The organism is Longimicrobium sp. (assembly GCF_048594345.1).
GTDB lineage: Bacteria > Gemmatimonadota > Gemmatimonadetes > Longimicrobiales > Longimicrobiaceae > Longimicrobium.
In genome coordinates this window covers 1-11,793 of sequence record NZ_JBMDXM010000290.1, presented here as the reverse complement: position 1 = coordinate 11,793, position 11,793 = coordinate 1, and the positions used below count along the sequence as shown (strand labels likewise).

Genomic DNA, 11,793 nt, shown 5'->3' with positions numbered 1-11,793 from the left:
TGGTGTGATGGTGTGATGGTGTGATGGTGTGATGGTGTGATGGTGTGATGGTGTGATGGTGTGATGGTGTGATGGTGTGATGGTGTGATGGTGTGATGGTGTGATGGTGTGATGGTGTGATGGTGTGATGGTGTGATGGTGGTAAGGGCGGGGAGGGCGAATGAATTCGCTGCAACGACCACACGAAATCCGCCTTCGCGGATTGGCGGGCGTGGACGTGATCGGCAGAGGGTAGTGCACGTGGAGGCCTCCCATCCGCGCCGGGCGTGGCCCACGCGAGCAGATGAAGCCCCGCCGGCGAGCTCCGCGAGCCCAGGGCGGGGCCTGTGGCCTTTCTAGCGCCGGGCTTTGGCCCGGGGTGAGGCGGGGCGGATCGTCATCGGCCGATGTGTCCGTCTACGCCGCGCGCGGTGCCCCGCGAAAGCGCGGACGATCCGGACGCGTCAGGGAGTAGCGCAGGCCGACGGTCAGGTCGGTGTGGCTGCCGGCAAAGTCGCCGGCGAGGCCGCGCACTCGTGCGTCGATCACCACCCCCAGCTGCTCGGCAACGGCGATGCGCACGCCGGCCCCCCCGGAGAGCACGGCCTGCCAGCCTTCATCCAGATCGCCGCTCCCCTGGTTCACGTGGCCAATACCAGCGCCCGCGCCAACGTACGGCGTCAGCACGTCACCCAGACGGATGGGAATCTGCACCTGCGCCTCGAAGACGCTCCGCACGCCGCCGCGGCCGTCGTCGGGCACCTCGGCGATGGAGCTGGCGAACTCGATCAACGCGGTGGTGCCGATGGGGAACTCCGTCCGCAGGGCGGCCATGGTCGCGGTCTCCCCATCATCCCCGTCGTACAGCCGTGCGCCGCCGGCGAGGGTGAACGCCTGCGCGTGCGCGTCCACCACCGCCGCCGCGGACGCAAGGAGCGCCGCCAGTACCGCGCGGCGCCACGTACATCTCATCATCCCAATCACCTGTGCTTCAGAGTCGAGAAACGCGGTCAGTCGCAAGATACACGCGCTCCCCGCTCGCCGGCCACTAACAGGCCCACTCGCCTGTGCCACCGGCGCAGTAGCACATCCTCTCCCCATCCGTCCACGCGTCGGTGGGCTGGCACGGCCGCCACCCGCTCAGGCATTGCTGTCCGCACTGCGTATATCCAGCGTTCGTCACCTGGCAGCCGAGAAGCTGGGTGGCGTGCCCGTGCACGGTGCCCTGCTTTTCCTTGTCGTCCTTCTCCGTCTCGAAGGACTCCACCCGAAGCTCGTTCACGTTCAGGCTGATCTTGCGCATGGGAACCTCTCGTGCTGGGACACCAGGATCGACACTCGCCGGAATGGGAGTACGGATCAAGCGTCCTTATTTGTGTCTGAAAAGATGTATCCATACCCGAAGATATGGCAAGTCCCGTCGTGAGCGGTTCACGAGTTCGCACGCGGGTTCCTGCGCGGATTGCGTTCGCCGGGCGAGGAAATCAGCCGCTCTCGAGCACCTTCCAGCCCAGCCGCTGGACCTCGTCCGTGTGCTCGCCAAGGGCGGGGGCGGAGTCGCGCAGGGCGGCGGGGGTGCGGGAGAAGCGGAGCGGCGAGGCAACGGTGGAAACGGCGCCGTAGCTGGGCCCTTCCATCGGCCACCGCGCGCCGGCCGCCGGGTCCGCCAGCGCCTCGCCGACGGTCTGCACGGGGGAGCAGGGGACGCCGGCGGCCTCCATCATCCCCAGCCACTGGGCGGCGGGGCGGGCGCGGAAGCGGGCGGCCAGCGCCATCACCACGCCGTCGCGGTGCTCCACGCGGCCGGGGTTGGTGGCGAACCGCTCGTCCGCCGCCAGGTCGTCCGCGCCGATGGCCGCGCACAGCCGCCGCCACTGCGCATCGTTCCCCACGGCGACAATGAAGGGCCGGTCCGCCGCGTCGAACGCCTGGTAGGGGACAATGGTAACGTGCGCGTTTCCCCAGCGTCGCGGCTCGTTGCCGGTCACCAGCACCGCCTGCGTCACGTTCACCAGCCCCGCCAGCGCGGAATCGAACAGCGACACCTCCACGCGCTGCCCCCGCCCCGACCGGTCCCGCTCGCGCAGCGCGGCCAGGATGGCGATGGCGGCGTTCTGCCCCGTCAGCACGTCGACCACCGCGACCCCCACCTTTACGGGTGTGCCCTCCGGCTCGCCGGTGATGGACATCCACCCCGCCCGCGCCTGCACGGCGAAATCGTAGCCCGGCCGCCCCGCCTCGGGTCCGTCCGACGCGTATCCCGTGATGGAGCAGAAGACGAGGCCGGGGTTCTCGGCCGACAGGCCGGCGTATCCCAGCCCCCATCCGTCCAGCATACCCGGCGCAAAGTTCTCCACCACCACGTCCGCCTCGCGCGCCAGGCGCAGGACGAGCGCGCGCCCGTCGTCGGACTTGAGATCCGCCGCCACCGAGCGCTTGTTGCGGTTTACGCTCAGATAGTACGCGGACTCGCGGTCGTCCGGCCCCTGCGCCCACGGGGGGCCCCAGGTTCGCGTGTCGTCGCCGGTGCCGGGGCGCTCGACCTTGACCACGTCCGCGCCCAGGTCGCCCAGCACCATGGTGCACAGCGGCCCCGCCAGCACCCGGCTCAGGTCCAGGACGCGCACGCCGGCCAGCGGGCCGCGCGAAGGGTTGGGATCGGGATCAGGCATCGGCGGATCGCGGGGGATGGATGGACGGCGGCAGCTTAGGGGAAAGTGCGAGAGTGCGAAAGTGCGAAAGTGCGTGAGTGCGTGAGTGCGTGAGTGCGGAAGTGAGTGTGCGACTGCGAACGACATCGAACTGCGTCCGCGGGGACCCTCACCCGCTCGCTTAGGCTCGCACCCTCTCCCGCAAGCGGGAGAGGGTATAAACGTCGCGAATACCTGCCGTGCGCGTCCTCTGCTGCAATCCCTGTCGACGTCTCCGCACCACCGCCGCGCGCAGGCCCCCGCTGGCTCGAGCAGGTGAAGCCCCGCCGGGCAAGCTCCGCGAGCCCAGGGCGGGGCTTATGGCCGTTCCAGCCCCGGACTTTAGCCCGGGGTGCCGGGACGAGACGCCGAAGCGGTCGTCTCGCCATCACGTCGGCCGGACCCTCACTCGCCCGCTCAGGCTCGCACCCTCTCCCGTAAGCAGGAGAGAGTATGGACGTCGCACCGGCATCTGCACTCTCGCACTCTCGCACTTCCGCACTTCCAAGCGCGGAAGGCACGCATCATGTACATTGTCCGGCGTTCCCGCCCCGGGCAGGAACCTTGCGGGTGCGGCCAAGGTTGCCGCATCCGCGAACTTCGCAATCGGACCAGAGACGGACGGACGACGTACATGGCTTCATTTCAAGACCTCGGGCTTCGCGAGCCGCTGCTGGCCGCGCTGGAAGACGCGGGGATCGAGCGGCCCACGGCCCTGCAGGCCGCCGCCATCCCGGTGCTGCGCCGCGAAGGCAACCTGGTGGCCCGCGCCGGCAGCGGATCGGGAAAAACGCTGGCCTACGGGCTGGGCGTGCTGGACCGCATCCAGCCCCGCACCGGCGCGGACGACGACGAGGGAGATGAGGACGGCGAGGCGGCGGCGGAGTCCGGCGGCACGCGCGTTCTGATCCTTTCCGCCACGCCGGAGGCCGCCGAGCGCGCCGCCATGGAGTTGGTGCCGTACGCGCAGTCCGCGGGGCTGACCCTCGCCGCGTCGGGGGGCGGATGGGGGACGCGCTCCGAGTCCGCCGACGTGCTGGCCGCCACGCCGCACGAGGTGATGGAAGCCGTGCGCACCTCCGCCGTCAAGCTGGAAGGGCTGGAGGCGGTGGTGATCGACGGCGCGGCCGAGATCGAGTCGCTGGGCGGATGGGAGGCGCTGGAGACGCTGTTTGACCACGTCCCCCGCGACGCGCAGCGCGTGATCATCACCTCCGAGGTCACGGACGCGGTGGAGGACCTGGCCGGCCGCCGGGTAAAGCGCGCCATCCGCTACCCCGTCGTCGCGGCCGACCCCAAGTCCATGGAGCCGGAGCCCGCGCCCACGGCGACCATCGGCTACGTCCCGGTGGGCAAGCGCGACAAGATGGACGTGGTGGCGCGGCTGCTGGGCGGCGGCGCCGGCGGAAATCCGCCCGTGCTCTACTGCCGCACGGACGAGCGCGCGGCGGAGCTTTCCGAGGCGCTTAGCCTGCGCGGCTTTCTGGTCAGCGACGCCGAGGACGAGGACGCCGACGTCATCGTGATTGGCGCGTCGATGGATGACGACGAGGCGGAGACGCCGGACGGGCAGGTGATCAGCTACGACGTTCCCGCGGACGAGGAAACGCTGCGCGCCCGCCACGGCGGCGAGGATCCCGGCTTTGTGCTGGTGGAGCCGCGCGAGCTGGCGCACCTGCGCGACATCGCCAAGCGCGCCGGCTTCTTTGCCCAGCCCGCCGGGATCGCGGGTGACGAGCCGGTTTCCGGCAGCGCCGAGCTGCGCGCCTTTCGCGGCGAGCTGCGCCGCGCCCTGCGCGAGGAAGATCTCGCCGCGCAGATGCTGATCCTGGAGCCGCTGTTCGAGGACTTTACGCCCACGGAGATCGCCGCGGCGGCCAGCGCGCTGCTGCGCCGCAAGCGTCCGGCGGTTTCGGCCGCTGACGCCATGCCGGCGGCCGCCGCGGCGGCGCGCCAGGCGGGCGAGCCGCGCACCACCTCGGCCATGCGCGGCGCGCCGGGCGGCCACGCGGATGCGGGCGCGCCGCCCAACGCATACGCGCGCCTGTTCGTGAGCCTGGGCGAGCGCGACGGCGTGCGCGCCAACGACCTGGTGGGCGCCATCGCGGGCGAGGCGAACATCCCGGGGACGGCCATCGGCAAGATCGAGATCCGCGACACCTTCAGCATCGTCGAGGTGCCGGCGGACGCGGCCGGCAAGGTGATCTCGTCGCTGAACGGGACGACGATCCGCAACCGCAGCGTGCGCGTGGACTACGACCGTCCGCGAACCGCCGGCGGGCCGGGCGGCGGACCCGGCGGAATGCGGCGGCTGGACCGTGGCGGCGGTGATCGCGGCGGCGACCGGGGAGGCGCGCGCGGCGGCGGTGCACGCGGCGGCCCGCGCTTCAGCGACGACCGTGGCCCGCGCGGCGGCGGCGACCGCGGGGGCTCGCGTGGTGGTCCGGGCGGCGCCCGCGGTGGATCGCGCGGCGGCCCCGGCGGCCCGCGCGGTGGTGGCAGCCGCCCCGGCGGCGGCTTCCGCCGCCCGCGCGACGAGTGAGGGTAGTGCGTTAGTGCGGGAGTGCGTCAGTGCGTGAGTGATGTGGAGGCGCGTCGGGAGATGCGCCTCCCCGTCTTTTTTCTGCGGATATGGCCTGGATTCACGCCGACGCCTCCGCGGCGCCCTCCCGTGCGAACATCCGTGGTGTGCGCTCGATGGGTTTGGGTGCTCGCCCCTGCCGGAGCGGGTAAACCCGCGGCTGGAAATGCCATAAGCCCCGTCTCGGTGCCGCTGTCGCGTCACCGAACGGGGCTTCACCTGCTCGTACGGGCGGAGTCCGGGTTTGATCGGCGGGTCGATCGCGATGACCGTGGATCCACCGCACGGCACCTGCGGAACGCATGCAGGGAAGCCCCGCCGGGCGAGCTCCGCGAGCCCAGGACGGGGTGTATGGCCGTTATCGTCCCGGGCTTTTGCCCGGGATGGTGGCGGGGCGCGAACTCCAGGCCGCGCCCATGATGGTTTACCCGCTCATGCTGAGTTCTCGCGCTGATCACCATCCCGCTCTTCCGCTCTTCCCCTCTTCCCCTCTTCCGCACTCATGCACTCACGCACTTTCGCACTTCCGCACTTTCTTGTTGCGCACCGGCGGCTCGCCGGGTAACCTTCCCGCCCGATGGGCTAGTCGTCCTCGCCGGCCTCTTCCCGCAGGATGCGGCGGATCTCGGCTTCGAGCAGGGCGGGGGTGGGGTCGATGCCCAGGTCCCACAGCGCCTCCTCGGCGCGGCGGCGCAGGGACGGGCCGGCTTCGCGAACCAGGGGATGGACGGGCGGGGGGCGGCGGTCGGGTTCGGGCGGACGGCGCAGCTCGATCTGAAAGCTGCCGCCAAAGCCGGCGGTCTCCCATCGCACCACCAGCGTTCCCTTCAGCATCTGCAGCAGGTGCTCCACCTCGTTGCGGATCACGGGGATCCCCTGCGAGTGCAGCCCGCGGCCGGTGACCACCACCACGGTGCGCACGCGCTCGGCCTGGCGGTCCAGCAGCCACTGCTCCGTGCGGCGGCGCGCCTCGTCACCGGTAAGCCCGTGCAGGTCCAGCACGGGGTGCACCTTGCCCCACGACTCGCGCGTGACGCCCTGGTCTGCCGGCGGTGGCTTGCGTCTGCGCATGCTGCGGAAGCGGGGCCGATCGGGTTCAGCGGGTGAATGCGTCTACATCCGCCGGGACTGCACGAACTTCGCCGCGGGCGTGGACGGCGGATGCGGCGCAAAACGGCGGGGAGCCACGATCCGGTGAAGGACCGTGGCTCCCCGTGAAAGAACGGTGGCCGTTCAGGACCGCCAGGTGGCTCAGGAGCCGCCCAGGGCGTCCTTGAGGCGCTTGCCGATGCGGAAGGCGGCGCTGGTGGACGCGGCGATGTTGATCTCCTTGCCGGTCCGCGGATTGCGGCCCTTGCGCGCCTCGCGCTTCTTGGTCTCGAAGCTGCCAAACCCCGTGATCTGCACCTTGTCACCGCCCCGCAGCGCCTCCGCGATGATCCCGTTCTCCACGGAGAACAGCGCGTCGACGGCCTTGGTGGCTTCGGCGCGGCTAAGATCGGCGCGGCTGGCCAGCTGCTGAACCAGTTCGGACTTGTTCACGAAGGGTCTCCTGTCGTAAAGGGGTGTGGTGTCGTCAAAAACCAAACGGCTCCGCGCCGTTCGCACCCTAGAGTAGGTGCACCCTCCGCACTCGTCAAGAGAGTAGACGTGCACGAAAGTCCAGCAGCTACGCCGATTCCCGCCCACGAGAGTGCCGTCCGCGAGCTTCGCGCGGCCCGCGAGATCGCCCACGCCTTTCTTACCGCCCGCTCGCCGGACGAGGTGTATCGCCTTGCGCTGGAACGGGTTGCGCCCGTTGTGCGCGCCGCTTTCGGCTGCGTGTACCTGCGCGAAAGCGACGACGTTCTGCGCCTGGTGGCGGCCTGGAACTGGCCCGTGGAGTACCGCGAATTTCTTGGAGAGATGCGGGTGCGCGTGGGCCTTGGCCCCACCGGGCGCGCCGTGGCGGAGAACCGGTTCATCGAGGTGTACGACGTCTTTTCCGATCCAACCCTTTCCGACTGGTGGGACGCGGCCCAGGAGCTGGGGTTCGCCAGCACCGTCTCGCTGCCCATCGTCCTGTCCGACCAGCCGGAGGGCGCGCTCACCTTCTACTTTTCCAGCACCGACCGGCTGGACGAGGCGGACCGCTCGCTGCTGCGCCTGGTGGCCGACCAGCTGTCCGCCACCGCCGAGAAGGCGCACCTGATCGAGGACCTGCAGCGCGCCAACGTGCAGCTGCGCGAGCAGAACGTGGAGCTGGAGGCGCGGTTCCTGGAGGCCGAGGAGGCACGGCGGCTCAAGAACGAGTTTCTGGCCAACGTGTCGCACGAGCTGCGCACGCCGCTCACCGCCATCATGGGCTTTACCTACCTGCTGCGCGAGGGCCACGAGGGGGCCGTGAGCGACGACCAGCGCCACGCCCTGGTCAAGGTGGAAGAAGCCGCCACGCAGCTGATGGGGCTGATCGACGACCTGCTGAGCCTGGCCAACCTGCAGCTGGGCCGGCTGGAGGTGCGCCCCGAAACCTGCGACGCCGTGGCTCTGGCCCGCGCGGCGATGGCCGGCGCGCCCGAGCCCGCGCCCGGCGTGGAGGTGCGGACGATCGCGCCGGACGCGGCCGTGCCGGTGCGCACGGACCCCAGCCAGGTGGTGCGCATCCTTCGCAACCTCGTCGCCAACGCCTACAAGTTCACGCCGGCGGGGCAGGTAACGGTGCGCGTCCGCGTGAGCGCCGGCTCGCCATGGACGCCGGAAGCGCGGGCGGGGGGTGACGCGCGGCATTCGGTGGTGTGGGAGGTGGAGGATACGGGGATCGGGATCGCGGAGCACGACCTGCCCGCCATCTTCGACCAGTTTCGGCAGCTCGACGGCTCCGCGACGCGCAAGTACGGCGGCACCGGGATGGGCCTGGCCCTTTCCCGCCAGCTCGCCCGGCGCCTGGGCGGCGACGTCTCCGTCCGCTCGAAGCCGGGCGTCGGATCGACGTTCACGCTGTCGCTTCCGGCGGGATTCCTGGTGGCGGTGTGATGGGGACGGCTTCCCCATACGCCTCACGCCTGAGCGGCTGAAGCCGCCGCGCCGCCGCAACGCCAGCGGAAAGCCTCGCAAACCGCGCGAGGCTTCACCTGCAAACAGCGGCACCGCATCCATCGTGGCCACCTGGCAGCGGACGCGCAGGTGCGTGGGATGCCGCACACGGTCCGGCCGCCCAGTCCGCGCAGGCGGACTTTGTGCTGTCGTAGCCGCGATTTCAATCGCCCGTGACGAGGCTCGCCGCCGCGGCCGGATCCCAGACGTACGAAGCAGCTGATGTCCGTATCCACCCTTCCAACGCCCGGCGCCCTTCGCGACGAGCTCCTGCACCACATCGGCGCCGGGACGGGCGCGGAGATGCCGGATGCGGAGTTCGACCGGCTGGCGCGGGCGGTGTTCGCGCACCAGTTCGCCCGCAACGCGCCGTATCGCGCCTACTGTGAGCGGCGTGGCGTGTCGCCGCGGACGGTGGCGGGGTGGGAGGACGTCCCCGCGGTGCCCACGGACGCCTTCAAGGCCGCCGCGCTGGTCTGCGGCGATCCGGCGGACGCGGCGGCCGTCTTCCGCACCAGCGGCACTACCGCGGGCCCCGAGCGCCGCGGCACGCACTACCTTCCCGACCTGTCCCTCTACGACGCGGCGCTACGGGCCGGCTTTCGCGCCCACCTGCTCGCGGACGGTGCAAGGCCGCGCATCCTCTCCCTGATCCCCCGGCCGGAGGAGATGCGCGACTCGTCGCTCTCGCACATGGCGGGGGCGGTGGTGGCGGATTTTGGCGGTGCGGGGAGCGAATGGTACGTGTCGCCGGAGGGCGGCATCGATCACGGAGGGCTTGCGGATGCCCTTCGGCGCGCGGAAACGGCCGGCGAGCCCGTCTGCATCCTGGGCACCGCGTTCGCGCTGGTGCACTGGCTGGACGCGCTTCGGGAGGCCGGCGCGCGCCACCGCCTGCCCGCCGGGTCGCGGTTGATGGACACGGGCGGCTTCAAGGGCCGCTCGCGCGAGGTGACCCGCGAGGAGCTGTATGGCGCGGTGCAGGAGCGGCTGGGCATTCCGCACGCGTGGTGCGTGAACGAGTACGGGATGACGGAGATGTCGTCGCAGTTCTATGACGGCGTGGCGGGTCTGGCGGTCGCCCCGGCGGAGCGGCTGCACGTGGGACCGCCCTGGGTGCGCACGCAGGCGACGGACCCCGAAACGCTGCGCCCCCTGCCCCACGGCGAGACCGGCGTGCTGCGCCACTTCGACCTCGCCAACCTCAACTCGGTGATGGCGATCCAGACCGCGGACCTGGGGATCACTTCGCCCGAGGGGTTCCGCGTGCTGGGCCGCGCCCAGGGCGCCGAAGCCCGCGGCTGCTCGCTGGCCATGGACGACCTGCTGCGCGCCATCGGCCGCTGACGCGCGTCAGCGCCGGCCCTGGCCGCGCATTCCCCGGCCCCCGCGCGACAGCAGCACCAGCGCGGCGAAGATGGCCGCAGCCATCAGCGTCTGGATCGCCAGATTCACCAGCTGTTCCGGCCGCAGAACGTTCAGCGCGGTATCCACCAGCCCCTCCCCCTTGACCTCCACCTTGGGAAACAGCTTTCCCAGGGAGTACGGCCGGGCACCCGTGAACGGCCAGCCCAGCATAAGATTCGTGGGCCCGCTCTCGTCCAGCAGGTCCACGAACAGGTGCGAGGCGTATCCGATCCCCGCGATGGCCGCCCACCGCGCCCCGCCCGCCGCCCAGGCCAGCAGCGCGACCACCGCCGCCGCCGTCAGGCTGTGGGTAAAGGTGCCGTGCAGGCTGCCACCGCGCCCCAGCAGAATGCCCAGGATGATGTCGCCGTCCGGTGACGCGGCCAGCACGCCGGCCACCGCCCAGGCGTAGCGGCGCGGCGGCGGGCGATCCATCTGGGACCGCGCCAGCTCCGCGAAGCCGGCGCCGATGAGCATGTGTGCGGGGGGAAACGCCATTCTGTCAGGCTAACGCGGACGCGGATCAAAGGACAGGGTGTGCGCCCGCCCATGGCACCAATCGTTCCGCTTACCAAACGCGAACCCTCTCCCGGACCGGCGGGGAGAGGGTTCACGTTGGGCCTGCCGCGGCGTCCCGTCAGGACGCCGAGCGGGGCATCAGTTGCAGCGGCACGAAAGGTTCTCGGTGCAGAAGCACTGGTTGGGCGGACAGGTGGTGGCCGTGCAGCCGCCGACGCGGGTGCCGATCTGGTGTGCATCCACCGTCCCGCGCTCGTTGGCCGGCACCGACGTTTCGAACGACTCCACCCGCAGCGTCTCGAGCTTCAGCTGGACCTTCTTCATGGCAGCCTCCGTTGGGTATGGGCGTGACAGGACGCAAAGCATAAGCAGCGCCCCGGACGTGGGTCAATCCCATATCAGACGCCTTTCGCACGTCAGATGTTGGATTCCACGCTCAGCACAGCAGAAACGCTATGCGGTGAACGGGTGAACGGGTGAACGGGTGAACGGGTGAACGGGTGAACGGGTGAACGGGTGAACGGGTGAACGGGTGAACGGGTGAACGGGTGAACGGGTGAACGGGTGAACGGGTGAACGGGAAGGATGATTGCCGGCTGAAGAATCGGAAAGACGCATGATGACCCATCGGCTCGCCATCACATCACACCATCACACCATCACACCATCACACCATCACACCGTGCCCACTTGCGTCGGCACCAGTCCTGCGAACAGATTGGGCGGCTTTTCCCGAAGTGCATCCCCCCGGCTCCCGAACACGTGGAATGAGCAGGACTTCCAGGCGTAGTGCCGCCGGGCCCCACACGCCCAGCGTGACCCCCGTGTTTCCCCTCATCCTGCTGGAGACCATGCGCGACATGGACATCCCGGATGAGGTGCTGGAGGGGGAGAACCTGACGTTGAGCATGCCGCGCCGCCTGGGGCTGAGCGACGTGGTCTACCTGCAGATCCACAAGTTTCGCGAAGAAACCAAGAAAAAGAGCCTGCAGACGCCGGCCGTGGTAGAGGACCTCATTCGCCTGGTCATCCGCCGGCCCGACGCCGACGAGATCTTTGAAGAGGCGGGGCGGCGCGTGGCGCGGCGCGCGTGGAGCGAAAAGTCCGGCGCGGCGCGGCGCTGGCTGCGGCTGCTGCCGTCGGGGATGCGGCTGCGCGCCGCCGCGCGTGGCACCCGGCGGGTGATGAGCGAGATGGCGGGAAGCGCGGAGCTAAAGGTGGAGGCGCGGCCGCTGATGGTGCGCCTGCGTGGATCGCTCACCAGCAACGCCGACCCGGGCGGGGCGGCGTGCGCCTTCTACACGGGTGTGATCTCGGAGCTGATGACGCAGTACACGGGTCGCCGCCACACCGCCCAGCACCCCCGCTGCCACGCCCGCCACGCCGACGCCTGCGAGTGGACGGCGCTGGTCGCCAGCTGAGGCGCCGTCAGACCCCACAGCTACGAGCGAAATCAGTCATCCTGAGGGAGCGCCGCGCAAATCTGTACCCTGCACCGTCCTCCGCGCGCGACCGAAGGACCTTCTCTCGGCCATCGCGGGGCAC

11 protein-coding genes are annotated in these 11,793 nt (G+C 70.4%); 4 read left to right on the top strand and 7 right to left on the bottom strand.

All coding sequences use genetic code 11. From position 1 onward, the window contains the following. Positions 1-396: 396 nt before the first annotated feature. The 3 genes from ACOJUJ_RS30040 to ACOJUJ_RS30030 all read right to left on the bottom strand — a co-directional run bounded on the left by ACOJUJ_RS30040 (position 397) and on the right by ACOJUJ_RS30030 (position 2,651). Positions 397-954: a hypothetical protein gene (locus tag ACOJUJ_RS30040; RefSeq protein WP_420130618.1), complete on the bottom strand. Its 558-nt coding sequence runs from the start codon at positions 952-954 to the stop codon at positions 397-399. A gap of 73 nt (positions 955-1,027) precedes the next feature. Then, a complete protein-coding gene (locus tag ACOJUJ_RS30035) occupies positions 1,028-1,282 on the bottom strand; it encodes a pinensin family lanthipeptide (protein WP_420130617.1) in 255 nt (84 codons plus the stop codon). Between the two features lie 181 nt (positions 1,283-1,463). Further along, the gene (locus ACOJUJ_RS30030) at positions 1,464-2,651 is read right to left on the bottom strand and encodes a CaiB/BaiF CoA transferase family protein (RefSeq protein ID WP_420130616.1); all 1,188 of its coding nucleotides are present in this window, start codon (positions 2,649-2,651) and stop codon (positions 1,464-1,466) included. Between the two features lie 652 nt (positions 2,652-3,303). Here ACOJUJ_RS30030 and ACOJUJ_RS30025 point away from each other — a divergent pair. Next, complete coding sequence (locus tag ACOJUJ_RS30025) at positions 3,304-5,211, top strand: DbpA RNA binding domain-containing protein (protein ID WP_420130615.1); 1,908 nt, start codon at positions 3,304-3,306, stop codon at positions 5,209-5,211. Positions 5,212-5,832: 621 nt separating this feature from the next. On the opposite strand, the gene ACOJUJ_RS30020 is transcribed toward ACOJUJ_RS30025, so the two are convergent. Both ACOJUJ_RS30020 and ACOJUJ_RS30015 read right to left on the bottom strand, forming a co-directional pair. After that, the gene (locus tag ACOJUJ_RS30020; protein ID WP_420130614.1) at positions 5,833-6,321 is read right to left on the bottom strand and encodes a Smr/MutS family protein; all 489 of its coding nucleotides are present in this window, start codon (positions 6,319-6,321) and stop codon (positions 5,833-5,835) included. 180 nt (positions 6,322-6,501) lie between these two features. Continuing rightward, positions 6,502-6,792 (bottom strand): HU family DNA-binding protein, encoded by a 291-nt coding sequence (locus tag ACOJUJ_RS30015; RefSeq protein ID WP_331127193.1) that lies wholly within the window; start codon positions 6,790-6,792, stop codon positions 6,502-6,504. Positions 6,793-6,900: 108 nt separating this feature from the next. On the opposite strand from ACOJUJ_RS30015, the gene ACOJUJ_RS30010 reads away from it, so the two are divergent. Both ACOJUJ_RS30010 and ACOJUJ_RS30005 read left to right on the top strand, forming a co-directional pair. Next, positions 6,901-8,262 carry a GAF domain-containing sensor histidine kinase gene (locus ACOJUJ_RS30010; protein ID WP_420130613.1) on the top strand — a complete coding sequence of 454 codons (1,362 nt, stop codon included), beginning with the start codon at positions 6,901-6,903 and terminating at the stop codon, positions 8,260-8,262. Positions 8,263-8,544: 282 nt separating this feature from the next. After that, the gene (locus tag ACOJUJ_RS30005) at positions 8,545-9,669 is read left to right on the top strand and encodes a long-chain fatty acid--CoA ligase (RefSeq protein WP_420130612.1); all 1,125 of its coding nucleotides are present in this window, start codon (positions 8,545-8,547) and stop codon (positions 9,667-9,669) included. A gap of 6 nt (positions 9,670-9,675) precedes the next feature. On the opposite strand, the gene ACOJUJ_RS30000 is transcribed toward ACOJUJ_RS30005, so the two are convergent. Together ACOJUJ_RS30000 and ACOJUJ_RS29995 are read right to left on the bottom strand one after the other, a co-directional pair. Continuing rightward, complete coding sequence (locus ACOJUJ_RS30000; RefSeq protein ID WP_420130611.1) at positions 9,676-10,227, bottom strand: metal-dependent hydrolase; 552 nt, start codon at positions 10,225-10,227, stop codon at positions 9,676-9,678. 159 nt (positions 10,228-10,386) lie between these two features. Then, positions 10,387-10,572: a pinensin family lanthipeptide gene (locus tag ACOJUJ_RS29995; RefSeq protein ID WP_420130610.1), complete on the bottom strand. Its 186-nt coding sequence runs from the start codon at positions 10,570-10,572 to the stop codon at positions 10,387-10,389. Positions 10,573-11,015: 443 nt separating this feature from the next. Between ACOJUJ_RS29995 and ACOJUJ_RS29990 the strand changes: the two genes are divergently transcribed. Next, complete coding sequence (locus tag ACOJUJ_RS29990) at positions 11,016-11,669, top strand: hypothetical protein (protein ID WP_420130609.1); 654 nt, start codon at positions 11,016-11,018, stop codon at positions 11,667-11,669. The last annotated feature ends 124 nt before the right edge of the window (positions 11,670-11,793 follow it).

Excerpts from the sequence above, each read along its gene's own strand:
- ACOJUJ_RS30030 (WP_420130616.1), bottom strand. The coding sequence starts at position 2,651 with ATGCCTGATCCCGATCCCAACCCTTCGCGCGGCCCGCTGGCCGGCGTG.
- ACOJUJ_RS30040 (WP_420130618.1), bottom strand. The coding sequence starts at position 954 with ATGATGAGATGTACGTGGCGCCGCGCGGTACTGGCGGCGCTCCTTGCG.
- ACOJUJ_RS29990 (WP_420130609.1), top strand. The coding sequence starts at position 11,016 with ATGAGCAGGACTTCCAGGCGTAGTGCCGCCGGGCCCCACACGCCCAGC.
- ACOJUJ_RS30000 (WP_420130611.1), bottom strand. The coding sequence starts at position 10,227 with ATGGCGTTTCCCCCCGCACACATGCTCATCGGCGCCGGCTTCGCGGAG.
- ACOJUJ_RS29995 (WP_420130610.1), bottom strand. The coding sequence starts at position 10,572 with ATGAAGAAGGTCCAGCTGAAGCTCGAGACGCTGCGGGTGGAGTCGTTC.
- ACOJUJ_RS30020 (WP_420130614.1), bottom strand. The coding sequence starts at position 6,321 with ATGCGCAGACGCAAGCCACCGCCGGCAGACCAGGGCGTCACGCGCGAG.
- ACOJUJ_RS30035 (WP_420130617.1), bottom strand. The coding sequence starts at position 1,282 with ATGCGCAAGATCAGCCTGAACGTGAACGAGCTTCGGGTGGAGTCCTTC.
- ACOJUJ_RS30005 (WP_420130612.1), top strand. The coding sequence starts at position 8,545 with ATGTCCGTATCCACCCTTCCAACGCCCGGCGCCCTTCGCGACGAGCTC.
- ACOJUJ_RS30025 (WP_420130615.1), top strand. The coding sequence starts at position 3,304 with ATGGCTTCATTTCAAGACCTCGGGCTTCGCGAGCCGCTGCTGGCCGCG.